Annotated in this window: 12 protein-coding genes, 9 pseudogenes and 1 CRISPR repeat array; of the genes and pseudogenes, 4 read left to right on the top strand and 17 right to left on the bottom strand. The window is 34.6% G+C overall.

Annotated elements, in window-relative coordinates; all coding sequences use genetic code 11:
* Window positions 1-66: 66 nt before the first annotated feature.
* Window positions 67-1,668, bottom strand: coding sequence for a CTP synthase (locus JCM7501_RS04860; RefSeq protein WP_028992283.1), 1,602 nt, complete (start codon window positions 1,666-1,668; stop codon window positions 67-69).
* A 184-nt stretch (window positions 1,669-1,852) separates the two neighbouring features.
* A complete protein-coding gene (locus JCM7501_RS04855) occupies window positions 1,853-2,152 on the bottom strand; it encodes a UPF0175 family protein (RefSeq protein WP_028992282.1) in 300 nt (99 codons plus the stop codon).
* Window positions 2,153-2,287: 135 nt separating this feature from the next.
* Here JCM7501_RS04855 and JCM7501_RS04850 point away from each other — a divergent pair, with 135 nt between their 5' ends.
* Complete coding sequence (locus tag JCM7501_RS04850; RefSeq protein WP_028992281.1) at window positions 2,288-3,106, top strand: histidinol-phosphatase; 819 nt, start codon at window positions 2,288-2,290, stop codon at window positions 3,104-3,106.
* A 222-nt stretch (window positions 3,107-3,328) separates the two neighbouring features.
* Here the strand turns inward: JCM7501_RS04850 and JCM7501_RS14215 are convergent, their stop codons facing one another.
* The 10 genes and pseudogenes from JCM7501_RS14215 to JCM7501_RS04805 all read right to left on the bottom strand — a co-directional run bounded on the left by JCM7501_RS14215 (window position 3,329) and on the right by JCM7501_RS04805 (window position 14,526).
* Window positions 3,329-4,735, bottom strand: coding sequence for an MBL fold metallo-hydrolase RNA specificity domain-containing protein (locus tag JCM7501_RS14215; RefSeq protein ID WP_256201158.1), 1,407 nt, complete (start codon window positions 4,733-4,735; stop codon window positions 3,329-3,331).
* Between the two features lie 5 nt (window positions 4,736-4,740).
* Window positions 4,741-5,817, bottom strand: coding sequence for an MBL fold metallo-hydrolase (locus JCM7501_RS14210; protein WP_256201157.1), 1,077 nt, complete (start codon window positions 5,815-5,817; stop codon window positions 4,741-4,743).
* Between the two features lie 154 nt (window positions 5,818-5,971).
* A complete protein-coding gene (locus JCM7501_RS04840; RefSeq protein WP_256201156.1) occupies window positions 5,972-6,148 on the bottom strand; it encodes a hypothetical protein in 177 nt (58 codons plus the stop codon).
* 145 nt (window positions 6,149-6,293) lie between these two features.
* Window positions 6,294-7,894: pseudogene (serA, locus tag JCM7501_RS04835) on the bottom strand (phosphoglycerate dehydrogenase).
* A gap of 3 nt (window positions 7,895-7,897) precedes the next feature.
* A pseudogene (locus tag JCM7501_RS04830) lies at window positions 7,898-8,984 on the bottom strand (pyridoxal-phosphate-dependent aminotransferase family protein).
* Between the two features lie 403 nt (window positions 8,985-9,387).
* A pseudogene (locus JCM7501_RS04825) lies at window positions 9,388-10,757 on the bottom strand (S41 family peptidase).
* Between the two features lie 89 nt (window positions 10,758-10,846).
* Window positions 10,847-11,772, bottom strand: a pseudogene (gene thrB / locus JCM7501_RS04820) (homoserine kinase).
* Window positions 11,765-12,815: pseudogene (thrC, locus tag JCM7501_RS04815) on the bottom strand (threonine synthase). The pseudogenes thrB and thrC overlap by 8 nt, the downstream one beginning before the upstream one ends.
* Window positions 12,816-12,817: 2 nt before the next feature.
* Window positions 12,818-14,073: pseudogene (locus JCM7501_RS04810) on the bottom strand (homoserine dehydrogenase).
* A 12-nt stretch (window positions 14,074-14,085) separates the two neighbouring features.
* A complete protein-coding gene (locus JCM7501_RS04805; protein WP_028992329.1) occupies window positions 14,086-14,526 on the bottom strand; it encodes an ACT domain-containing protein in 441 nt (146 codons plus the stop codon).
* Between the two features lie 392 nt (window positions 14,527-14,918).
* On the opposite strand from JCM7501_RS04805, the gene JCM7501_RS04800 reads away from it, so the two are divergent.
* Window positions 14,919-16,334, top strand: coding sequence for an amino acid permease (locus tag JCM7501_RS04800; RefSeq protein ID WP_028992328.1), 1,416 nt, complete (start codon window positions 14,919-14,921; stop codon window positions 16,332-16,334).
* A gap of 35 nt (window positions 16,335-16,369) precedes the next feature.
* Here the strand turns inward: JCM7501_RS04800 and JCM7501_RS04795 are convergent, their stop codons facing one another.
* From JCM7501_RS04795 to cas4, 4 genes and pseudogenes are all read right to left on the bottom strand, one after another.
* A complete protein-coding gene (locus JCM7501_RS04795; protein WP_028992327.1) occupies window positions 16,370-17,149 on the bottom strand; it encodes an MBL fold metallo-hydrolase in 780 nt (259 codons plus the stop codon).
* Between the two features lie 320 nt (window positions 17,150-17,469).
* Window positions 17,470-17,733 carry a CRISPR-associated endonuclease Cas2 gene (gene cas2 / locus JCM7501_RS04790; protein WP_012996174.1) on the bottom strand — a complete coding sequence of 88 codons (264 nt, stop codon included), beginning with the start codon at window positions 17,731-17,733 and terminating at the stop codon, window positions 17,470-17,472.
* Between the two features lie 16 nt (window positions 17,734-17,749).
* Window positions 17,750-18,741 (bottom strand): annotated as a pseudogene (gene cas1b / locus JCM7501_RS04785) (type I-B CRISPR-associated endonuclease Cas1b).
* Window positions 18,738-19,235 carry a CRISPR-associated protein Cas4 gene (cas4, locus tag JCM7501_RS04780; RefSeq protein WP_012996176.1) on the bottom strand — a complete coding sequence of 166 codons (498 nt, stop codon included), beginning with the start codon at window positions 19,233-19,235 and terminating at the stop codon, window positions 18,738-18,740. Before cas4 ends, cas1b begins: the two are co-directional and overlap by 4 nt.
* Window positions 19,236-19,652: 417 nt before the next feature.
* Between cas4 and JCM7501_RS12900 the strand changes: the two are divergent.
* Window positions 19,653-19,970 (top strand): annotated as a pseudogene (locus tag JCM7501_RS12900) (IS110 family transposase); the annotation flags it as partial.
* 124 nt (window positions 19,971-20,094) lie between these two features.
* On the opposite strand, the gene JCM7501_RS04775 reads toward JCM7501_RS12900, so the two are convergent.
* Window positions 20,095-20,313, bottom strand: a complete 219-nt coding sequence (locus tag JCM7501_RS04775; protein ID WP_028992326.1) for a hypothetical protein — start codon at window positions 20,311-20,313, stop codon at window positions 20,095-20,097.
* Between the two features lie 301 nt (window positions 20,314-20,614).
* Here JCM7501_RS04775 and JCM7501_RS04770 point away from each other — a divergent pair.
* Window positions 20,615-21,833, top strand: a pseudogene (locus JCM7501_RS04770) (IS110 family RNA-guided transposase).
* Window positions 21,834-22,000: 167 nt separating this feature from the next.
* Window positions 22,001-25,685: a CRISPR direct-repeat array (repeat unit 30 nt; unit sequence GTTTCAATTCCTTATAGGTAGGCTAAAAAC).
* Window positions 25,686-25,691: the final 6 nt, after the last annotated feature.

Genomic DNA, 25,691 nt, shown 5'->3' with positions numbered 1-25,691 from the left:
TAGATATATTATAACCTTTTTGTTCATAACTATCAAGTAAAATTTAAAGGCTGGATATTCACCAGCTTATTCCTTGTCTTTTAACATTGCTCCTATAAAATCTCTAAACAATGGATGGGGTTTTAAAGGTCTTGATTTAAACTCTGGGTGAAACTGGGACGCTACAAAATAAGGATGGTCTTTTAATTCTATTATTTCCACCAATTTCTCATCAGGTGAAAGGCCTGAAAGTACAAGACCTCTTGAAGTTAAAAGTTCTCTATATTGATTATTGAATTCGTACCTATGTCTATGCCTTTCATAAATTAATTCGTCTTTATAGGCTTCATAAGCTTTTGTTCCTTCAATTACTTTGCAAGGATACACTCCTAATCTCATAGTACCGCCTTTTTCATCTATGTCCTTTTGTTCAGGCATGAGGTCTATTACAGGATGGGAAGTATGCGGGTCAAATTCTGTGGAATTAGCTCCTTTTAGTCCTGCTACATTTCTTGCAAATTCTATTACAGCGCATTGCATACCAAGACACAATCCAAGGTAAGGAATTTTGTTTTCCCTTGCATACTGGATGGCCCTTATTTTGCCTTCAATGCCTCTATCACCAAATCCTCCAGGCACTAATATGCCATCTACTCCTTTTAAAAGCATCTCTACTGTCTCATTATTCACATGCTCCGCATTCACCCATCTTATGTTAACAGCGGCACTATGATAAACTCCTGCGTGCTTTAATGCTTCTACAACGCTTATATAAGCATCGTGTAAGTCAACGTATTTTCCTACCAAAGCTACTTCTACCTGTTTTGTGGGGTTCTTTTCTCTTTCTACGTATTCTCTCCATTGTTTTAAATCCGATTGACCAAGAGGCAAATTTAATCTTTTTAACACATATTCATCTACTTTTTGCCTTTCGAATTCCAATGGTACTTCATAAATTGATTCTACGTCTCTATTTTCTATAACCGCTTCTACATTTACATTGCAAAAAAGGGCGATTTTTTCTTTTAAGTCCTGCGTTAGAGAAAGTTCTGTTCTGCATACAATCATATCCGGTTGAATACCTATAGAGCGTAATTCTTTGACACTGTGTTGGGTAGGTTTTGTTTTTAATTCCCCTGTCTTTCCAAGATGAGGTACTAATGTGACATGAATAAACATAACATTGTCTTTACCTTGTTCAATTGCTACTTGTCTTATAGCTTCAAGGAAAGGAAGGCTTTCTATGTCTCCTACTGTTCCGCCAATTTCCGTTATTACCACATCTACATTTTTTTCTTTTGCAACTCTGTATACTCTTTCTTTAATTTCGTTTGTTATATGGGGGATTACTTGTACTGTGGCACCAAGATAATCCCCTTTTCTCTCTTTTGTAATGACAGACCAGTACACTTTACCTGCTGTTACATTGCTACTTTTGGTAAGGTTAGTGTCTATAAATCTTTCATAATGCCCAAGGTCTAAGTCTGTCTCCGCCCCATCTTCTGTAACAAAAACTTCACCATGTTGGTATGGACTCATGGTACCCGGGTCTATGTTTATATAAGGGTCAAATTTTTGAATAGCAACTGATAGGCCGCGACTTTTTAAAAGCCTTCCCAATGATGCAGCAGTTATTCCTTTGCCAAGAGAAGATACAACTCCTCCTGTTACAAAAATATATTTTGTCATTTTCTCACCTCTTAAGTGTATTATCGTTTTTTTAGACTGACTTTTAATGGTTTTTAACACATAAAAAAATCTCTATTTTGGAAAAATAGAGACTCGTACCCCTTTAAGTTTAGATGGATTTTGTTGAATTTTTATAATACCGCCAGTACATAAAAACACCTCGTAAAAAATAAATACTTATTTATTATATAGGATTTTGAAGTGATTGTAAAGAGTGCATTATTGCTTGTAGATCCATTTCGTAATCTTCTTCAGTATAATTTATAACCGGAATTCCTTTATTGTTTAATAACTTCATAAAATCAACTAAATTATAACCTGCTAATTCTGCAGCTCTTCCTAAGCTTATTACTTTTTCCACATATAGGCCAATTGCAAGAGCTTCTCTTAATATTTTATCCGATTTTACAAAAGAAGAAAATGCATTTATTTCTGTAAACAATTGTATAGGTATTTTTAACTCTATAGTTTTTTGTTCCTCCATAAATTAATCACCTCACAAATTAAATCAATCATTTTAAATTATTATAACACAAATTGCATTAGTTTTCGCAAAATATTATAATGTTGTAAGATATTAAAATCTCAAAGCTTTATCTTATTGAAAAGGAGGAAAAATATGGCTGCAGATTATCACGTCCACATAGAAAATGGCCCTTATACTATAGAATGGCTTAAAAAGTTTATAGATTCTGGTTTAAGTAAAGGTCTAGTTGAGATTGGCATTTCTGAACACGGACATAGATTTAAAGAAGGATATAGCGCTTATAAAAGCGACGGTTTCAGAGGCAAATGGATAAAAGATTATATGGATCAAAGCATTTCTGACTATGTTGAACTTATAAAGGAAGCAAAAGCAATGGGACTGCCTGTTAAATTAGGTATAGAAGCAGACTACTTCCCAGGAAAAGAAAAGGAAATAAAGGAATTTTTAGAGCCTTATCCATGGGATTATGTGATAGGCTCTGTTCATTGGATTGAAGATTGGGGTATAGACCTTGAAGAATCTATAGAAGAATGGCAAATAAGAGATGTTGATTCGATTTATCTCGAATATTTTAATATAATTGAAAAAATGGCTAAAACAGGCTTATTTGATATTATAGGACACATTGACCTTGTGAAAATTTTTGGATTTAGAGCAAAGCCTTATACTTTTGATAAAATAAGACGAAATATTAAGGAAATCTCTAAAGCAGGTATAGTAATTGAAGTTTCTACGGCAGGGCTTAGAAAACCCGTAGGAGAAATCTATCCTTCAAAAGAAATAATGGGAATGATCAAGGAATATAATATACCGATTGTAGTAAATTCTGACGCTCATAATCCTTACGATGTGGCAAGAGATTTTGACAAAGCTTATGCTTATGTAAAATCATACGGGATAAACACTCTTTATTATTTTGAGGGAAAAAAAAGAACACCTTATAATATTTGAAGGAGCAGGAAAGTTTGCTCCTCAGTTTGTGGGCAAAGTCAAAAATTTTTTGAAGAAGATATTTTGCATCGTAGCTCCGCTGTTCCAAAGCGACAAAACTAAAGCTTGACCTTCGGGTTCCGGCAGGGGCCCGGGCACAACTTCCGGCTTTTTAATATATCACTTTGAGGCAAAGCACAGCAAAACCAGCAGTATAGATATCTGAAAAATATCACAAAAATTTTACAGCATTTCTACTTTAAATCCTGTTAAATAGTATAACTTCCCATTAATTTCTTCTAGCGTTTCTTTCTCGATAGGAGAAGAAGTTACAATTTTTACAATCATGTTGTCTACATATATACTGGGATTTTTCTTTAAAAGAATCCCTTTTTCTTCAAAAAGATTTTTAACTATGTTTATTATTTCAAATTGATTGCAACTGTTGCTTATCCCTATAGGCCATCTTGTCTTTTCTGACAGTTTTTTAATCAGTTCTGTGTACTTTTCACCCACTACTTTTGATATAAATGAAAGCTCAATATACTTAGAACCATCCGAGGATGTCTTTATGCTTTTTTTGTAAATTTTATGTGGAAGTTTTGAGAATTCTTCATCAATTATTTTCAAAGCTTTATTTTGCTCCATTCTATCTTCAAAATCGCTATTTGCTATAATAATTTCTTTCTTCTCATTTGGAATTTCCTTTTTATCATTTGCAATTAATAAAGTTAAGCCTGTTTCACTATAAAACTTGTCTTTAACTAGATCTAAATCATTAATTTTTCCTTCTATCTTTACTATAACTTTCTTTTCCATGTTCATATATGAAACTTTTTTTATTAAAACTTCTTTAGGAAGTATTTTTGACAAAATGCTGTTTATTGCTGAAATATTGATATTCTTGTTAAGCTCTATTTTCCAACCTGTTTTCTCTTCAAATTCTTTAAATTTTTCAGAGTATTTTTCTCTTGCTACATCTGGAAAATTGAAATATAAAAGAGCTATTTTTTCTTCAAACCTTGCACCTTTTTTATACAACCCTGATTCAGGGCCAAAATATTCATCTACAAGGGAAAGCATTTGATTTAGCTCCATTACTTCCTCTTTTTGAAGATTTTTCAATTCATCTTCAGTTACTGCATGATACAAAAACATCCGTTTTTTATCAGGTTCAAAGTATATAGTATTGTTTAGTAATTCTTTCAAGTTTTCAATGTTAACACCTTTTCCCCAAATTTGTGCTATTTCTTCAAGAGATAATGCCTGTTTTACACCTATTTTTTCAACTATAAATTGCCATAAATCTTTTATATTTTCTTGAGTCAATGCACAATTTTGATTCATAGAAGGATAAGACTGTTTCTCAATTTGCTTTCTTGGATTTTTTATGTCAATTTCATAAATGTCACCATTTGAAGGTATGTATACTTCTGACTTTAAGTCTTTTTGAACTTCTTTTCCGAGAAAATTTATTATTTCCGGATCTCCATGAACAAGAAATATTTTTTTAGGGTAAAGACTATTAGCAAGTGCTAGTATTTCTCCCATGTCAGCGTGAGCTGACAGAGCAAATTTGTCAATACTGCATTTTATCAATATTTCTTTATCGTCAATTTTAATTTTTCTGTTTTCAGGGCTTTCTTCCATGATATCTAACAGTCGCCGGCCGGAGATTCTTCATCTTGATAGCCAGTTATGGCAATTAAATTTTTTTCATCCTGTGCAAGTTTTTCAACATACCACTGACTTGGGCCTCCGGTTATCATACCTGAACTTGATAGGATTACACATGATTCTTTTATAATTTCTTCTCTCATTTCAGGCTTTTCAACTGCTATAACATTGTCATCAAAAAATATATCATTACCCTTGAAAATTTTTTTAGCAAGGTTTTGCCTTAGATAATTGGGATTTAATTTGTAAACCCTGCATACTTCTCTCACCATGCCGTCAACATATACTTTTGTTTTTAATAGCCCTTTGTTTATTGCTTTCTTTAAGATAAGTATAATTTCTTGTGCTCTTCCCAGTGCAAATGCTGGTATTATGACTTTTCCACCTTCGTTTATTATAGAAGATACTCTTTCAACAAGCCTCGTTTCTTCTAATTCCCTGTTGGCATGCAGCTTGTCTCCATATGTAGACTCAAATATTGCTACATCCGGTCTTAATTTAGATATAAAAGCTCCTTCTATGGTATTCTGCCTAAATCCAGAAAAATCGCCTGAATAAAAAACGCTTCCTTCTTCTGAGGTAATATAAACTGAGGCTGCACCTAATATATGACCTGCAGGATATAATGTAACTTTTATTTGTGAATCGGAAAAAGGCGTAAAAGTATATCCTGGTGTATAACAAAGTACCCTATCTAACATATCTTTGACGTGGTTTTCGGCATAAATAGGTATTTCACTTTCTCTTTCCATTATTTTTAAGCTGTCGTATAGCAATACTCTTGTTAGGTCTTTTGTAGCATGAGTCATATATATTTTAGCTTGGGGATACATTCTTGATATAATAGGTAATGCACCTGTATGATCCAAGTGGGCATGACTTACTATTATGGCATCAACACCGCCATGTTCTTGAATCAAACGAAAATCAGGAAGATTATCCTTTGTAGATGACATACGTATTCCGCAATCAAGTAATATGTTTTTACCATCAAGATTAATGAGATAACATGAAGCACCTACTTCATTAGCTCCTCCAGAAAATATAGCTTTCATAAAAACCACCTTTTTGAGTTTATTTTGCTAAAGTAAAAGGAGCAAGGAAAACTTGCTCCTTTTTTCATTTATATATATCCCCTCTTGTACTAAAAACTCTCACTCTAATAACAAAATCTACATTGTCAATCTCAATTTTATATCCCATTGTCCTCTATCCTAATGCCTTTTTTGCTTCTTCTAAAGTTATATATTCTCCCTCGCTTTCTTTTAACAATTTTTCCTCTTCATAGGTCATTTGTTCTACTTCTAAAGATTTATCCCAATCGCTTAATTTTTTTATAAGCTCTTTCTTTTTTTTCTCTTTAAGATACTCAGCAAAGTCAATCACTTCAGCAATTTCTTTCTCCGTTAAAAATCTATAATTTCATTTAACTTTTTTATCATGCTACTATTTTGCATTTTTATCACCTTAATAAAATTTACTTTGTATATATTATATCATCTTTATAATATTCTGACAACAATCTTTATTTCTATATTAGCCCCTTTACCGCTCTTGCTTTTATTATGCTATTTAATTTATTTAGCGACTCTACCGCCTCATCAGGAATTTCTTTGTCCGTACTTACAATCATAAGGGCAGTTCCATCATTTTTATTGGGGCTTACTTGCATAGTTGAGATGTTTATGCCAAAGTCTCCTAATACATTCCCAATATGACCTATAACCCTGGTACGTCTTTATTCTTAACAAATAGCATGTTTTCTGTAGGCTCAAAATTTACTTTATGACCCATATACTCTACAATTCTTATTTCTTCTCCATATGTGGTTCCAGCAAATTGTGTGGTTTTGCCATGAGTGTCTGTAATCTTGAGAATGATAAGGCTTGAATAGTGGTTTATTTCTTCGATTTTTCCTTCTACAATCTCTATTCCCATTTCTTTTGCCCTTAATTTTGCATTTACAATGCTTACATCCTCTTCTAACACAGGCTTTAAAAAGCCTTTAAGGGCATAGAGAGTGACAATCTCTGTATTAGTTTTTGAAATCTCTCCTCTATATATCACTTCAACTAATCTAACAGGAGTGTCATTTATTTGATAATAAAGTGCTCCCATGGCTTCGGCTAATCTCATGTATGGTTTAAGCTGTGAAAATTCATCAGATTTTACGCCTGGTAAATTTACTATGTTTCCGTACAAATTGCCGTTTAAAGCCGAAATTACTTCTTGAGCAATTGATATGCCTATGTTTTCTTGCGCTTCATAAGTCGAAGCTCCAAGGTGAAGAGTAAAGACAACATTTGGCAGTTCAAGAAGAGGATTGTGAAAATCTTGTCGTTCTACATTATATTTGGGCTCTACTTCAAGAACATCCAAACCTGCTGCCGCTACAATGCCCTCTTTTATGGCATTGTAAAGTGCCTTTTCATCAATAATGCCTCCTCTAGCAGCATTTACTATTCTAACTCCTTTTTTCATCTTTTTAAATTCTTTTTCCCCAATCATTTTTTTTGTCTCTTCCGTTTTTGGGAGATGGATTGTTATAAAGTCTGATTGCTGAAGTAATTCATCCAAAGTAACTTTTTCTACTCCGTATTTTTCAAAACGACTATCAGGCATATAAGGGTCGTAAGCAATTACTCTCATGTTGAATGCTGCCAGCCTTGCAGCAACAAGGGAACCGATTCGACCAAAACCTATTATACCTACAGTTTTACCATTTAGTTCAACGCCTTTGAATTTATCCCTTCTAAAGTCTCCATTAAGGCCAGCATGATATGCCTGTGGTATATTTCTGGCTATAGCCAGCATAAGACCAACGGTCAATTCCGCTGCAGCAACGATATTCCCAGTAGGAGTATTTACAACAAGGATTCCTTTTTCGGTAGCTGATGACACATCAATGTTGTCAACCCCATTTCCTGCCCGACCTATTACCTTTAACTTCTCGCCTTTTTCGATGAGTTCTCTATCCACTTTTGTAGCACTTCTAACAATAATAGCATCATAATTTTTAATAATTCCTAAAAGCTCTTCTCTCGAGATATTAGTTTTCACATCTACTTCAGCGTGTTTTTTAAGATACTCAATCCCACTTTCTGATATTTTTTCTGTGACAATTATCTTCAAAATTTATCCCTCCTTATCTATTGCATCTTTCAACGCCTCAAGGGTTTTAGTAAGCATTTTTTCAGTAACATAACCCATATGACCTATTCTTATAATTTTCCCTTTTAAAGGTCCTTGCCCTCCTGTTATTAATACCCCATGTTTTTCTTTCATGTGGTTTATAATTTCTGATGCTTTGTATTTTTCAGGAACTTTTATAGCAGTTATTAAATCAGAAGCTATCTCTTCTTCAGGCAGCAGCTCTAATCCCAGGCTCTTTATGTATTCTCTCACTCTTTTTCCATAGTCAGCTTGCCTCTTGTATACATTATCCAATCCCAATTCCAAAAGCATATTTGTCGCTTTTGCTACAGCCATTATTGTAGAAACAGCAGGAGTAGCAGGAGTATCGGGGTTGGGCTTTAAAACGCCTTCTCTTGCTTTTTTCAAGCTAAAATAATATTTTGGAAGATTAGAAGTTTCAGCCATTTTCCATGCTCTTTCACTTAAAGCAACAAAGCTAAGTCCAGGTGGGGACATCAGGCACTTTTGAGAACAGGTTATTACTGCATCAATACCCCACTCGTCCATTTCAAGGGGTATACCACCTAAAGAGCTTACAGCATCAACGACAATTGCTACCCCGTATTTATTAGCAATTTTTGCAATTTCTTTTACGTTATTTGTAACTCCTGTGGAAGTTTCATTATGGGTAACTAAAAGGCTTTGTAATTGCCATTTCTTAATTTATCTTCTAATACGTCAAGGTCTACGGCGTTTCCCCAGCCAAAGTCTTGAAGTTCTGCATCAAGGCCATATGCTCTTGCTATGTTATAAAATCTTTCTCCAAAATAACCTATACTGGCAACTAATACTTTATCTCCTGTGGAAAAAAGATTTGCAATGACAGCTTCCATTCCACCTGTTCCTGATGAGGTCAACGTAATAACTTCATTTTTAGTTTTAAATATTTCTTTTAAATTTTTATTGAGATTAGAAAATAATTCATAAAAATCTTCCGTTCTATGGTGTAAAGGTTGTGCACCCGCAACTTTTTTTACATCTTCCGGCACCATTGTAGGCCTGGTGTCATCAATATCATTTCTTTCATTTTATCACTCCTTGTTACTAGATGTATATTTAATATGATAAATCAATAAAGTAAAAAATGCAATAGTAAAAAATACATTTGTCCACGTAAAATGTACATTGTTAAAAAAATATCGATTACTGATATGCAAAAATAAAATTTTATTATCTTAAAAGATAAAAATTACTCTAAAAAAAGACTCCTTAAGATAAAACCTTAAGGAGCCTTTTGCATTTGTCCTGTAGCAGACACGGTTACAACATTTGGCAAAGTTGCCAGTGCATAAAATCCTGCCCATTTGAATTCATAGCCAAGAGGTCCATATTTTTCATTTGCAAATTCTGTAACTTCTTTTCTATTTCCAACATCTAAACTGTCATTTCCAGCAGCCGTAACGATTAGTGCACCTTTCTTTTCAGCATATTTAGCTGTTTAATACTTTTATTGCCTTATCTAACTGATTATCCTTATTATTTAATTCTTCGAGCATTTTAACCATTGCATCGTATGTGTTTTTATCAAAAACCCCTGTTGGAGTCAGCCCCGCTTTTTTTTGTAATTCTTTTACAGCTTTTGCTGTTTTAGGACCAAAAATGCCGTCTTCTGGACCAGCATTAAATTTCAAGATATTTAAATGTTTCTGTAGAATTTTTACATCATTTCCTTTGGAACCCACCTTTAACGTACCGTTAAATTTAATCGAAGGAGTATATTGAGTACTTGCCACATATATATCTGGTTTCAAGCCTTGCTTATCAATATATCTGCCTGAAGGGAGCTTATACCTTGCAATCGTAAGCTTAAAGCCACTTCCATCCGGCAGTGGCACTACCGATTGGACAGTTCCTTTTCCAAAAGATTTTTCTCCCACTAATATACCTACTTTTGTATCCTGGATGGCTCCTGCTAATATTTCAGCTGCAGAAGCAGTATTGCCATTGATTAAAACTGCTAATCTGTACTTAGGATTGTTAAGATAAGAATAATATACTTCATCCTCTCCATCCTTTTTCTCTACAGTCACCACAACCCCTTTTGGAACAAAGAAGTTTGCAACGGTTACCACCTCTGTTAATAAGCCGCCAGGATTGTCCCGCAAATCGAGGATTATTTTATTTACATTGTTTTTGTCCATGTAAAGTAATGCTTTTGTTATACTAGATGTAGTATTCTCATTGAATTCTTGTATTTTTATGTATCCAACTCCCTGGATTATTTTATAGGAAACTGGGTTGACTCGAATTATTTGCCTTGTAAGTTCAAATTCTCTTGTTGTCCCTCCTACGTCAAACGTAACCTTTACTTTTGTACCTTCCTCCCCTATTATCATATTTACTACATCGTTTATATTCATCCCCTCAATGCTTTTGTCGTTTACTGCTTTTAAGATATAGCCACTTTTGATTCCAGCTTTTTCAGCAGGCGAACCTTCTAAAACAGAAATTACAACAATTTTTCCGTCCTTTTCGGCCAAGACCATTCCTGTCCCACTAAAAGTTCCATAAGTATTTTTAGTAAAATCTTTGAACTCTTCTTTTGTAAAATATGTACTGTACTCATCAAGCTTGAAAAAATTCCTTTTAAAGCCGCTTCTTTAAGTTGCTCATACGTCACATCTCCTACGTAGTTATCTTTTATATACTTCATTATAGAACCAATGTCCGCAAGGTTATCATATAATTGCTGGTCTTCTTGAATCTGTGTTGAAGTCTCAGAAAAAGCAGGAACTGGAATAGCAAAAACAACACTTATTGCAAGGATAAATGTCAAAAATAGCGGCAAAAATTTCTTCACAATATATACCTCCATCCCTAAAAAGTTATAATTTCTTTCTTTCCTGTTAGTTTAATTATATCACAATGCATCCAAAATTAAAGGTTTCTCTATATTGATAGAGAAACCTTTGAAACTTGAGCACCATTGTTTTCACAATGGAGTTTGTATACTCTGTAATCAATTCCCATATAAGTATACACACTTCCCACACTTTCTACTACTTTATCTACTTTATCTTCTGGGCAAATAGCATAATTGTAGGACCTGCCCCACTTAGAAAAGCAGAATAAGCTCCTGCTTCTAAAGATTTTTCAAAACAGGCATACATTTCAGGTATAAGTTTAGATCGATATTTTTGATGGAGCATATCTTGACTAGCAATTTTTAACAAATCGTACCTTCCGCTAAACAAAGCAGCTGTCAAAAGAGAAGACCTACCTGTATTGAATACAGCATCTTTAAAGTCTATTTTTGGTGGTAATATATTTCTTGCTATTTCCGTCTTTAAAACTTTCTTTGGAGTAAAAGCAATAAATGTTAAATCATTTTCTAATTCTTTTTTTACATAATAAGTATTTACTCCATCAAAAACTGTTACATTTAGTCCTCCATTTAGAGCAGGACCTACGTTGTCGGCGTGCCCTTCCATGGAAGCTGCAAGGTTTAAAATCTCCTCATGGGTTAAAATACCCCCTGCAAGTTCATTTGCCGCCAACATCCCGCCAATTATCGCTGCAGCACTACTTCCAAGACCGCTGCCTATAGGAATGCCATTTTTTATTTCTATTTTTAAGCCTTTATATTGTGTTTCTGTTTTTTCAAAAATTATTTTAGCCGCTTTATAAACAAGATTATTCTCTGTCGTCTCTATTTCTTTATAGTCCTCTCCTGAAACTTCTATAATAAGCCCTTTTTCTATAAATCCCATAGAAATTTCTGTGTACAAATTTAGTGCCACTCCTATGCAGTCAAAACCAGGTCCCAAATTTGCTGAAGAAGCAGGAATTCTCACCTGCACCATATCGCTATCCATACAAAACTTCCTCCAATGTTTTTAGATTTGCCTCTATCGTTTTTATTTCTCCTCCTAATTTAACAGCTGTATCTGGATCTTTTAAGCCATTTCCAGTTAACACACAAACAACAGACTCTCCTTCTTTAAAAAATCCTTCCTTGTATTTTTTTATAACCCCTGCAATAGAAGCTGCTGAAGCAGGCTCTGCAAAAATGCCCTCCTTTTTAGCTAAAAGGTTATAAGCTTCTAGTATTTCTTCATCTGTAACTTTGTCAATAAGTCCACCCGACTCATCCCTTGCAGCAACTGCCTTTCGCCAGCTGGCAGGGTTGCCTATTCGTATAGCTGTTGCAATAGTCTCTGGGTTTTCAATTACTCTGTTTTCAACTATAGGCGCAGCCCCAGCAGCCTGAAAACCTAACATTTTAGGAAGTCTCATTATTTTTTTGGCATTATAATATTCTTTAAAGCCCATCCAATAGGCAGTAATATTCCCCGCATTTCCAACAGGGAGGCAACGTAAGAGGTGCATCTTTGAGTTCATCACATATTTCAAAAGAAGCCGTCTTTTGTCCTTCTAACCTATAAGGATTTATGGAATTCACCAGAGTTATAGGAAATTTTTCCGAAATTTCTCTAACCAATTTCAAGGCATCATCAAAGTTTCCATTTATGGCAATGACTTTAGCACCATAAGCAATTGCTTGAGCAAGCTTTCCTAAGGCAATTTTGCCACCAGGTATGAGTACGATGCTTTTAAGACCTGCTTTTGCTGCATAGGCAGCTGCAGAAGCAGAAGTATTTCCTGTTGAAGCACACACAACTGCATTAGAGCCCTCTTCTTTTGCCTGCGATACTGCTACAGTCATACCCCTGTCTTTAAAAGAACCTGTTGGGTTTAACCCTTCATATTTCAGATATATTTTTATGCCTGGAAAAAGTTTTTGAAGATTTATAGCCTCATAAAGAGGTGTATTGCCTTCTTTTAAAGTAACTATGTTTTCCTCTTTTATTTTAGGTAAAAATTCTCTATAAGCTTTTATTAGTCCTTGCCACTTCACTATTATTCCTCCTCTACTCTTATGACGCTTTCTATGCTTTCTACTTCTTTCATGTTTTGTATTTCATCTAAAGCTTCAAACACCTTCCCTGTATTCGCAATATGAGTAATCAAAACAATCTCTGCAGTATCTTTCAAAACCCCTTTTTGCACCACTGATAAAAGACTTATCCCTTTGTCTCCTAATATTCCAGTAATTTTGCTCATTACACCAGGTTTATCAATGGCTATGAGTCTTATATAATATTTGGATGCAGTATCCACAACAGGAAGAAGGTCCGCATCCTCGCAGCCATTTTGAATTACAATGTGGTTTTTCACATCCATTATGTCTGCAACAACCGCACTAGCAGTAGGCATCATACCCGCTCCTTGCCCATAAAACATGACTTCACCTACCGCATTTCCGTCAACTAAAATAGCGTTAAAGACTCCATTTACGCTGCTTAAAGGATTGTCTTTTTTATCATAACAGGATGTACCCATGCTTCTAATCGCTCGTTTTCGTCAATTTTTGCATAAGCTATGAGTTTTACATGGTACCCCAATTCTTCGGCATATTTTATGTCAGATTTAGAAATGGACTTTATACCTTTTGTGTAAATTTTCTCAGGCAAAATGAATTTGTTAAAAGCTAAAGTGCATAGTATAGCGAGTTTTCTTGCCGCATCAAAACCTTCCACGTCATCTGTGGGGTCTGCTTCTGCATAACCTTTTTGCTGAGCCTCTTTTAAAACTTCTTCAAAGTCTAAACCTTTTTGTTTCATTTCTGTCAATATATAATTTGTAGTTCCATTTAATATTCCTTTGATTTCGTATATTTTATTCGCCGCAAGACATTGTTTTAATGGCCTGATAATTGGAATGCCTCCACCAACTGATGCCTCATAGAGAAGATTTACTTTATTTTCAGTTGCAAGTTTTATTAGCTCTTTCCCGTGAACTGCTATAACTTCTTTGTTAGCAGTAACGACATGCTTGCCTTTCTTGAGGGCTTTTATGATATATTCCAAAGCAGGATGTTCTTTCCCCATCACCTCAACCACTACATCTATTTCTTCATCTTCTAAAATGTCGTTTGCATCAAAAGTTATTTTCCCTTCTGCAAAGGATGCCCTTTTTTTATTAGGGTCTTTTACAAGTATCTTCTTTATCTCAATTTTTTCCCCCAACTTTTTTTCAATGTTTTTACCGTTTTGGTTTATTAAATGAACTACGCCTGTTCCAACTGTGCCAAGCCCCATCAGTCCTATTTTCATTCTCAATCCCTCTCATTCTCCCAAAATTTCTATCTTCCTAACTCCGTTTTGACTAGACAATTTTTCAAGAAAATTTTCTAAGCTCATTTCCATGTACTGGGTATCAACAGAAATTGTCACATTGGCTACACCCATAGAAGGCATACTTTGATTTATGGTGACAACATTGCCCCTTGCTTTTGCCACCACATCCAAAATAGAAGAAAGTACACCTGGCATATGGTCTAACAGCATAGATAAAGTTATGATTTTCCCTTTGCTAAATTTAGAAAAGGGAAAGACATAATCTCTATACTTGTAAAAAGCACTTCGAGAAATACCTACTTGTTTTACTGCTTCATTGATAGTTTTCACTTTACCTGATTCTAATAATTCTTTTACTTTTAAAGTTTTTTTAAGGGAATCCGAAAGGATTTCCTCTCTTATTATATAAAGTTTACTATCTTCCCCCACAATTTCACCTCCTATTGTTCTTTTTGAATAGACAATATTCCATATATGATATACATTTTATCACATTAAATTATAAAAATCAATAGGAGGTCACGTTTACTAGAAAAAAGCCATTGACAGAAAATAGATATATACTCTATAATTGTTTATAAAATTACGTGCTTCTCTCATTTTTTTAAAACGGTTCTTTAAGATATTTTTATTTGCTTTGTATTTTTAACTAGTATTTTAAAAAGTTAAATGTAGTATTATTTTGCTTTAATACAATAGCGTAATAATATATCATCATAATAAAGTGATAAGTACTTTTGTTTTTATACTGGAAAAGAAGGTATGAGGTTTCTGATTGAAAAATTTAATTTAATAATTAATTGCTATAAGGAGGTAATTTAGTGACACATTCAAAGGAATTTTTTAGAAGGAAAACTTTAGAAATGATATTAGTTGATGCAGAAAGTGAACAATATAAACTTAAAAAGTCATTGACAGCAGTTGACCTTGTCGCATTAGGATTGGGAGCAATTATAGGTACAGGTATATTCGTTCTTGCTGGTGTCGCCGCTGCTGAAAAATCTGGCCCTTCAATTGTTCTTTCTTTTATTTTAGCAGGACTGGCTTGTGCTTTCGCTGCAATTTCTTACGCAGAATTAGCATCAATGTTCCCAATTGCAGGTTCCACTTATAATTATGCATATATCGCAATGGGAGAATTTATTGCGTGGATAATTGGATGGGATTTAATACTTGAGTACGTCCTTGCACTTCCTGCAATAGCTTTGGGCTGGTCCAGTTATTTTACCAATCTTCTTTCAAGCCTAGGGGTAAATATTCCCGGTTGGGCTACTCATTCTTCCTTGCAAGGCTCAGGAGGACTTATTAATATTCCAGCAATAGGAATCCTTATTATTATCGCCCTTTTAAATTACATCGGTGCAAAAGAAACAGCAACTATTAATAATATCGGGGTTGCCTTTAAAGTGTTTGTGGTACTTTTCTTTATTTTTGTTGGCATATCCCATGTAAGGCCAGTTAATTGGCAACCTTTTATGCCTTATGGTTGGAAAGGTGTTTTTAAAGGTGCTGCAATTGTTTTTTTTGCATATATGGGCTTTGATGCAGTTTCTACTGCTGCTGAAGAAACAAAAAATCCAGCGAAAGATATGCCTATTGGAATTTTGGGTTCCCTCGGAATAAGTACTCTTTTATATATTGCTGTTTCAGCAATTTTGACAGGTGTTGTTTCATATGGAGAGTTAAAAGATACAGCTCCTGTTGCAAAAGCTTTAGGTTTGATAGGTTTAAACTGGGCACAAGGGCTTGTTTCTTTAGGTGCTATAATAGCTATTACCACCGTGCTATTAGTTATGTTTTATGGTGCTACAAGAATAATCTTTGCTATATCTCGTGATGGATTGCTTCCACCCACTTTTTCAAAAGTTCATCCAAAATTTAGAACACCCGCTTTCTCTATATATCTCATAATGATTGTAACAACTCTGGCAGCGGGATTTTTGCCAATAGACATAATCGCAGAGCTTGTAAATATGGGTACTATGTTTGCTCTTATAATAACTTCTGCTGCTGTTATAGTATTGAGATACAAGCAACCCGAATTGCCAAGAAAATTTAAAGCTCCAGGTGTACCATTGACACCTATTTTGGCCATTTTTTTCATCCTTTTGCTTATGTTATCTCTTTCCTGGCAAACATGGGTTAGATTTATTGTATGGTTTGTAATAGGGCTTTTTATTTATTTTGGTTATGGGAGATATCACAGTATATTAGCCAAATTAAAAGAATATCAATAAAAATGCGGCAAAAGCCCAAAACTTTGCCGCATTTTTTATATTTCTACCAAATCACTTTCAATATTTCTTAAAGCCAGGCGAACTTCAAATTTTACTCCCGATTTTTTAAGCATATTCGTTACAGTAGTAAAGGCAAGTTCTGGTCTGTTATTATTTTGGCTTAAATGGCCTAAAAAAGCTATACCTATTGCTTTCATTTTAAAAAGTTTCATCAAAGTGTCTGCAGCTGCATCATTAGAAAGATGTCCTAAATTAGATAAAATCCTTTTTTTAAGAGGCCAAGGATATGAACCATTAATAAGCATTTGTATATCATGATTTGATTCTAAAAGTACTACATCAGAACCTATAAGATGATTTGCAACTCCTCTTGTCATGTACCCTAAATCAGTAGCAATGGAAATTTTTTTGTCTCCGCATTTAAAGGAAAAACCTACCGGCTCCACAGCATCGTGGGGCTTTTTAAAGGGTATTATTTTTATTTCTCCAATTTCAAATTCTTCCCCGGTTGTGAAATAGAGTTTGTTTTTTTCGGAAATTTCTTTTATGTCTTTTTCCATCGCACCCCACGTAGCTTTATTGGCATATATAGGTATATTGTATCTCCTTGAAAGCACTCCTGCCCCTTTAATATGGTCTTTGTGCTCATGAGTAATAAGAATAGCAGACAGGCTTTTAGGGTTTACGCCTATGTTAAGTAACGCTCTTTCAATTGTTCTGCCGCTTAAACCCGCATCAATAAGTATATGTACATCTTTATGATTGATGTAAATAGCATTTCCACTACTACCTGACCTTAAAGAGCAAAATTTCATAGTCCATATACCCGCATTGCGGGTATCCCCCTTTCTTTTACTATCGCAATTAATTATAACAATTTTTCTAGGGCAAGTGAAGAAATTTTCTTTTTAAAGCGAAAAGCAGTTATTCACATTTGAGCTGTGTGCAAATTTTTCATAATTTAAAAATTTCCCATGCTCTAGCTAAGAGACTTTCAACACCAAGTTATCAACATATTCACATTTATTTGTGGATAAGTTGATAACTTAAAAATATAAGAGGAAAATAACTCCTCTCTCATGGTACTATCAGTCGGCAAATAGATGATTCCTTCTTTGTCGAATTTTTGGATTTCTTATATAATTATATCTTCTCCCCCTTTTCTAAGCCCAAGGATTTCTCTTTCAGAATATTTGGTAGTCCGCAAAATATAAAAAATAACTGAATCCTCTTCTTTGTCTATTATTCTTCCTAATTCTAATTTGAGTTTTTTATAATTTGCTTCAGAAATTTCTCCTTCAAGAACCGAATTTTGAACCCAATGTAAATATTTCCTGCAAGTCTTTAAAACCTTATTGACCCTTTTCTCGTTCACATCGTATACTAAAATTAAAAACATATCCTATCACCTAAATTTACCATTGTGCAATAAAAGGCTTGTACTGCTCCTCCTCAATCAAGTGTTTTTCCAACTTATACAACTCTAACCTTATAAGTCTCCTATAAGAAACATTGTGAGAAAGAGTTCTGTGTTTAATGGTTGTAGCAAGCTTATCTTCAAATTCCTGCACAAATACTTTTTTCCCTTTTTCTTTAAGCAACAATCCTTCTGCATCTTCTTCAAAGTCTTCTTTAGTCACCATTTTTTGCTAAGCAAAGTAAATATCGTCCTGTCTACAATAATAGGTTTAAAAATCTCTGAAACATCTAGATTTAAAGAAAAACGCCTGAAATTAGTAGCATGCAAAAAACCTATTCTGGGGTCTAAATGGGTTTTGTATATCTCGCCTAAAGCTACCGTATACATTAAAGAATTTCCAAAACTTATTAAAGTATTTAAAAAATTCTGAGGCGGTCTTTTGCTTCTAAAATCAAATTTAAAATCGGGATTTTGAATTATCTCATCAAAAGTCCTATAGTAATATTCCCTAATGTTTCCTTCTATTGCCATTAATTCGTTTATTGTAGAAGTTGAATCGACACTCTCACCTAATTTTTCTATGGAATAAATAGCATCTTCCAAATTTTTACCTCTATTTGAATAATATTTTAAAACCTGCCTTATATTCTTATAAGCCCCTTCTACAAATTTTTGTGCAAGATAAAGCCTTTTACTTTCATCATTATAGTGTTCAGCTTGTTTTAATATCATATAACCTGAGTTTAAATGTTCTCTTGGATAATAAGAACCTACATAATATCCATAATGATTAAAGAAATGAAGTATAATCTCAGATTGGGTTAAAAACTCAAGAAATCTTTTGTTAAGGGTTACCTCTCCAAAAATCATTATTTCACAAGTATTTTCAACAGGTATAAATTTTCTTCCATTTTCTCCTTCAAAAAACAAAGTGTTGTCCTTTCTCTTCAATTCCCCATCTGAAAAAATGTAAATCGTCTTTTTCATGACATACAAAACTCCTTATACCCACAATTTTTACAATAAGGTATTTTTAAAAAAGCAGGAGGTAATTCATGTAAAGCAATTTCTTTTATCTCATTTATTGCCTCAATTATTTTATCCTCAAGTTCTGGCGTTAGTTCAACTATTTCTCTTTTTCGCTCTTCTGGAAAGAAAAGTTGCCCCTTTGCTGATATTCCGCTTTGTTTTAACTTATAAAGATAAAATAAAAGTTGCATTTTCGCACTTTCAGCTGCTTTTGAACTTTTCTTTACCTCACCAATTAAAATATTATCTTTTTCTATTCTCACAAGGTCTAATACCACATTTTCAAAGTGAATCTTTTTTCTATCTCTTTGATAAGAATTTTCATCAATGAGCCTACCTATTTCAATATAAGGATGTTCTTGGTCAGGCACTATTTGATGTGCCATAAGCCAAACCTGCCTTTTACAAATGGTATAACTTTGCATTAATGCCCCTGTAACTTCAAATTCCATGGTATCACCTTTATCAAAAACATCCAAAATTTTTTAAACTATTCATCGCAAAACTTCACTAGGCCTTGTAAAAGATTTTTAATAGAAAGCAGCTAAAGCTTAAGGCTTGTTTGTAAGAAAGCTTTGGATTGGACTTATAAGTAATATACGCTTCAACATAAATAAGCCACTCCTTTTTAATTATTCAGCCACTTTGTTTAGTAATATGAATAGTCAAAAAATTCAATTGTTGACTTAAAAATATATTCAAAACATTTTTACCTTTTATTTTTAGTTTCAATCCTTATTAAGTAAGCTAAAGACCAATAGGTATAGACTAATCAATAACACAGATAGAATCTCAATTCCTTATAGACCTTATGCCGTAACTACGGCACCATCAGAGTTGGTTCCTTCATGGATTTAGTTTATTCTCACATAGCCGAAATCGGCACGAATATGGAACAGTTCCCCTCTGCTGCCCATTTGTGTTCTGAGCTGCCTCAAGAACAAAAGATACTTATCTCTCAAGTCAGTACCACCCATCGCTGCTCGAAGAGGAGCAAACCGTGCAGCAGTTGCAGTGGCACATAGCATTTTAATTATAGTTTATCATATTCTCAAGCGAAAGCAACCTTATATTGAATTAGGTCCTACTTATTATGAAGAGAAAAAGCGTAATATGATTATTCGTCAATCTGTAAAAAGCTAGAGTCTTTAGGTCTTAAGGTCACGGTCGAATCTGCAGCGTCTTAACTTTTTATATTTTATTTATGTAGCTATATCCATTTAGTTTCATATTTATCCCATATTTTTACATCGGTATGGGCTTAGTTTTTTATTGTCTTTTTGAGGAATCATTATTTTCAGGATAGGTAGACTAAAAACGCTTTTTTCTTATTTTGACGTATGGCGGTGGATATTCGCCATCAAAATCTTTGTATTCATTACTCGCCAATTTGTTTATATGATTTATTATGTCTTTGTCGAAATTATTTAAGTTAATACCATCGTTACCGTAAAGCTCTTTCAATCGTAACCTAAACTCACTAAGTGTTTTGCATGCGAGTAATATTTTCTTTTCTTCAGGGGTAACCATTCACATCAGCCTTTCTAGTTTCAATTCCTTATAGACTCCCATGCCGCAAATGCGGCACCAGCAGAGGATGAAAATGTCCTTTTTTGATGATATAATCAGTACAGCGGCTGGTGAAGAAAGGTCGTTCCTACTTTGGTGCTTTGAGCCCGACTCATAGACAGACTCCAACGACCAGGTGCACCACAGATTGTTGCTCTTTACGGGAAGCACGCAGAATAGAATAACCCTTATGGTTGTTGCACCAGCTCTTCAATTTTACAGTCGCTATCGTACAAATACTAAAAAAGGAGTTGGTTCTTTCATGGATTTAGTTTATTCTCACGTTTGCGGATTAGATGTCCATAAAAAGAGCGTCGTAGCTTGTATAATAACACCGGAAGGTAAAGAAATCCGCACCTTTTCAACCATGACCGATGACCTTATTGGATTAAAAGAATTTATTAAAAGCAAAGGTTGTAATGTTGTTGCTATGGAAAGTACCGGTTCTTACTGGCAACCTATCTACAACCTCCTGGAGCTTGAGAATATTAAAATTCTACTCGTCAATGCTAAGCATATTAAAAATGTTCCCGGCAGAAAAACTGATGTAAAAGATGCTGAGTGGATAGCAAGTCTTTTGCAACATGGCCTTTTGCAAGGCAGCTTTGTCCCAGATCGTGAACAAAGAGAGCTTCGCGAACTTGTCCGCTATAGAAAAAGCCTCATTGAAGAAAAATCAAGAGAACTTAATCGCATACAAAAGGTTTTAGAAGGAGCTAATATCAAACTGTCTTCGGTAGTCTCTGATATCAACGGGGCATCCAGTCGTTCTATACTTGCGGCTATTATAAATGGTGAAGAAAATCCCGAAACCCTGGCTGAGCTTTCTCAAGGTAAGCTAAAATAAAATGGATGAACTAAAACGCGCTTTAAAAGGCTTGATCAATCATCACCAAAGGATGCTTCTGGAAATACAGCTTAGACATATTGATTACCTTGATGAAGAAATAGCAAAATTAGACGAAGAAATTAAAAATCGAATGCTCCCTTTTGAAAAAGACCTGACACTGCTGGATACAATCCCTGGAGTCGGTAGAAGAACTGCAGAACAAATAATAGCCGAAATCGGCACGAATATAGAACAGTTCCCCTCTGCTGCCCATTTGTGTTCTTGGGCAGGGCTGTGTCCAGGTCATAATGAAAGTGCTGGTAAACAAAAGTCTGCCAAAACTCGAAAAGGTAACCAAAAATTGCGAAGCTCTCTTATTGAAGCTGCCAGGGCTGCCTCAAGAGCAAAAGATACTTATCTCTCAAGTCAGTACCACCGCATCGCTGCTCGAAGAGGAGCAAACCGAGCAGCAGTTGCAGTGGCACATAGCATTTTAATTATAGTTTATCATATTCTCAAGCGAAAGCAACCTTATATTGAATTAGGTCCTACTTATTATGAAGAGAAAAAGCGTAATATGATTATTCGTCAATCTGTAAAAAAGCTAGAATCTTTAGGTCTTAAGGTCACGGTCGAATCTGCAGCGTCTTAACTTTTTATATTTTATTTATATAGCTATATCCATTTAGTTTCATATTTATCCCATATTTTTACATCGGTATGGGCTTAGTTTTTTATTGCCTTTTTGAGGATCATTATTTTCAGGATAGGTAGGCTAAAAACTAATGTGGTAGTAGAAATTGAAAAAATTACTACAATGTTTCAATTCCTTATAGGTAGGCTAAAAACTTCCTCCTTTCCATCCTCGATAATACCTGTTTTTACAGTTTCAATTCCTTATAGGTAGGCTAAAAACGTAACAGCAGTTGGGGAGGGACCAAGGTAAATGCCGGTTTCAATTCCTTATAGGTAGGCTAAAAACAAGATAGCGAAGGTAAGATAACTCGTGGGACATGGCAGTTTCAATTCCTTATAGGTAGGCTAAAAACCCTAGGCAAATGTAAATATTGTGGTAAAGAAATATAGTTTCAATTCCTTATAGGTAGGCTAAAAACTATAGTAGATAGCTCTGTTAATGGCAAATTAGCAGTGTTTCAATTCCTTATAGGTAGGCTAAAAACTTGCCATTATCAAGTACCTCTTGTTTTATGTCAACGGTTTCAATTCCTTATAGGTAGGCTAAAAACAAAGAAAAGAAAGACTACGGAGTTATTCCGGGTACGGAGTTTCAATTCCTTATAGGTAGGCTAAAAACGTGCAAGCATTAGAAAAATGGCTTATGGGGAAGGAGGGTTTCAATTCCTTATAGGTAGGCTAAAAACTTATAATTGTGGATATGCTAAAATGCAAATATACTTTGTTTCAATTCCTTATAGGTAGGCTAAAAACACAAACGACAAAAGCAGGAAGGCTTATAACTATAGGTTTCAATTCCTTATAGGTAGGCTAAAAACGTTATGTTTTATGCAATATAACAGAATTAAAAAGGAGAGTTTCAATTCCTTATAGGTAGGCTAAAAACGCTACTATTTCATTTAATTTGAAGTTTAGTCCTTCTTGTTTCAATTCCTTATAGGTAGGCTAAAAACAAGGTTTAGCTCTGAAACTTTTATTTGAAGGTCCATGTTTCAATTCCTTATAGGTAGGCTAAAAACAATAAAGGATATTTATCAAGTTCCTCATTTAATCTGTCGTTTCAATTCCTTATAGGTAGGCTAAAAACTACACTCTTCCGCAATCTCCTGTATAAATATTTATGGTTTCAATTCCTTATAGGTAGGCTAAAAACTTGTTATCTGCTCTAACTTTTGTGCCTTTTCTCTGTGTTTCAATTCCTTATAGGTAGGCTAAAAACCGCATCGTTCTTGCTAATGCATTGCGTTTTTTAATATGTTTCAATTCCTTATAGGTAGGCTAAAAACGACGAATAAAACTACTGTACAAAAGAACATAGGAGTTTCAATTCCTTATAGGTAGGCTAAAAACGAATCCGTAGCAGCCTCAGCGCCGCAATGTAAGGGTTTCAATTCCTTATAGGTAGGCTAAAAACGCACTTCTCGTTTTAGACTATGACGGCTATTATAAGCTGTTTCAATTCCTTATAGGTAGGCTAAAAACCGCATTACCCACCCATAAGTTTTACCGTCTGTGGCGAGTTTCAATTCCTTATAGGTAGGCTAAAAACTTCTTTTTGAAATTTCTTTGCTTCTGCAATCAATGGTTTCAATTCCTTATAGGTAGGCTAAAAACAAGGCTTAATACCGCACATTTAGGTGATGAATGATGTAGTTTCAATTCCTTATAGGTAGGCTAAAAACAAACACCGCGGTATTTTTCATTACACAGAATATTAGTTTCAATTCCTTATAGGTAGGCTAAAAACTGTCATCCTTTCAAGCTCATCATTTTCATACATTTTGTTTCAATTCCTTATAGGTAGGCTAAAAACTTGTAAGCAGTTTCTAAAACAGCGTGTAAGAATCTAGTTTCAATTCCTTATAGGTAGGCTAAAAACTTTAAGATACCTCCTTTAGAATTTTTCTAAGTTCTGTTTCAATTCCTTATAGGTAGGCTAAAAACAAAGATGTGCTTGCACAAGCATTTTTAAGGCAACCAAGTTTCAATTCCTTATAGGTAGGCTAAAAACCAGCTGCCGACAACTGTAATGTTGCCTTTACAGCTTGTTTCAATTCCTTATAGGTAGGCTAAAAACTGTTCCATATCGCAGAGCCGCCATTGCATGGTCATGTTTCAATTCCTTATAGGTAGGCTAAAAACTTCAGTTGTGCAAATTCCATTTACAGAAGGTGAAAAGTTTCAATTCCTTATAGGTAGGCTAAAAACGACAAGCCTTTTAATGCACCTTGTTTTAAGAGTGCGGTTTCAATTCCTTATAGGTAGGCTAAAAACCATTAGGACAACCGCAATGGACGCCACGGAATTACGCGTTTCAATTCCTTATAGGTAGGCTAAAAACTATACTTGCCAACTTGCGTTCCAATTGCTTTAGACCGGTTTCAATTCCTTATAGGTAGGCTAAAAACTTGTGTGAGTTGTCATGGAAAGCAGAAAATTTGCTGTTTCAATTCCTTATAGGTAGGCTAAAAACGAAAGGAATCCATGGGGATTTATCCCTATCGTTCACTTGTTTCAATTCCTTATAGGTAGGCTAAAAACCTCTTAATTTTCTTTTTCCCTCGCTTCTGACTCAATTAGTTTCAATTCCTTATAGGTAGGCTAAAAACGAAGGATGGTTTATAGAGAAGAACGGTGTGGTTATATTGTTTCAATTCCTTATAGGTAGGCTAAAAACCAAATAACTGAAGCAAACAGAGCAATGGGTGAAGCTTAGTTTCAATTCCTTATAGGTAGGCTAAAAACGAGTAAAATTCCTTCTTTTATCCTCTCGCTTCAAATACGTTTCAATTCCTTATAGGTAGGCTAAAAACGCTCCAGTAACAGCCATATAGTGCATACACTGCACGGTTTCAATTCCTTATAGGTAGGCTAAAAACCTGATGTTAAGGGGTGGAAAATCAAAGAAATTTTTATGTTTCAATTCCTTATAGGTAGGCTAAAAACAAAGTAAATTGTCTCATTTACTATGCTCTCACATATGTTTCAATTCCTTATAGGTAGGCTAAAAACCTGGGCAAGTGCTGCGAATCGCCTAAAAGGCGGTGAGTTTCAATTCCTTATAGGTAGGCTAAAAACTTGCAAAGCAGGTATTTAGAGGCGACACCCTTGCCGATAGTTTCAATTCCTTATAGGTAGGCTAAAAACGAAGTGTTCCATCAGATATTTGCCGATCCTCGTGCAAAGTTTCAATTCCTTATAGGTAGGCTAAAAACTCCAGACCTTCCTTTTTTACGTAAGGGCGATAAGGGTTTCAATTCCTTATAGGTAGGCTAAAAACGCTTTATAGCCTTCACGGATTACGCCATCAGAGCCCTGTTTCAATTCCTTATAGGTAGGCTAAAAACAATGCCGATGGGTCGTTGTAACCAAAGTCTAAGCCAGTTTCAATTCCTTATAGGTAGGCTAAAAACTTGTTCTAGCTCGCTGGCTTCTTCAATCCATATCCCAGGTTTCAATTCCTTATAGGTAGGCTAAAAACTTGATTAATCCTACTTTAGAAAATTTAAAAAAATAGTTTCAATTCCTTATAGGTAGGCTAAAAACTTAGATGAATACAAAGAACAATATAGCGAATTATTGTTTCAATTCCTTATAGGTAGGCTAAAAACGAAAGGGAATATACGCAACGACCAGCAGCTAACACGTTTCAATTCCTTATAGGTAGGCTAAAAACCTCTATTTCCTCAGGCACATCCTCTATGAATAGCTGGTTTCAATTCCTTATAGGTAGGCTAAAAACCTTGGATATAAGGAGGAATAAGAATGGCAGCGGAAAGTTTCAATTCCTTATAGGTAGGCTAAAAAACCATCA

Source organism: Thermoanaerobacter thermocopriae JCM 7501 (assembly GCF_001310975.1).
In the GTDB taxonomy this organism is placed as follows: Bacteria; Bacillota; Thermoanaerobacteria; order Thermoanaerobacterales; family Thermoanaerobacteraceae; genus Thermoanaerobacter; species Thermoanaerobacter thermocopriae.
This window is presented reverse-complemented; position numbering and strand designations above follow the sequence as displayed.

Coding starts and splice junctions, on each gene's coding strand:
- JCM7501_RS04860 (WP_028992283.1), bottom strand. CDS start 1,668: ATGACAAAATATATTTTTGTAACAGGAGGAGTTGTATCTTCTCTTGGC.
- JCM7501_RS04855 (WP_028992282.1), bottom strand. CDS start 2,152: ATGGAGGAACAAAAAACTATAGAGTTAAAAATACCTATACAATTGTTT.
- JCM7501_RS04850 (WP_028992281.1), top strand. CDS start 2,288: ATGGCTGCAGATTATCACGTCCACATAGAAAATGGCCCTTATACTATA.
- JCM7501_RS14215 (WP_256201158.1), bottom strand. CDS start 4,735: ATGGAAGAAAGCCCTGAAAACAGAAAAATTAAAATTGACGATAAAGAA.
- JCM7501_RS14210 (WP_256201157.1), bottom strand. CDS start 5,817: ATGAAAGCTATATTTTCTGGAGGAGCTAATGAAGTAGGTGCTTCATGT.
- JCM7501_RS04795 (WP_028992327.1), bottom strand. CDS start 17,149: ATGAAATTTTGCTCTTTAAGGTCAGGTAGTAGTGGAAATGCTATTTAC.
- cas2 (WP_012996174.1), bottom strand. CDS start 17,733: ATGTTTTTAATTTTAGTATACGATGTGAACGAGAAAAGGGTCAATAAG.
- cas4 (WP_012996176.1), bottom strand. CDS start 19,235: ATGGAATTTGAAGTTACAGGGGCATTAATGCAAAGTTATACCATTTGT.
- JCM7501_RS04775 (WP_028992326.1), bottom strand. CDS start 20,313: ATGGTTACCCCTGAAGAAAAGAAAATATTACTCGCATGCAAAACACTT.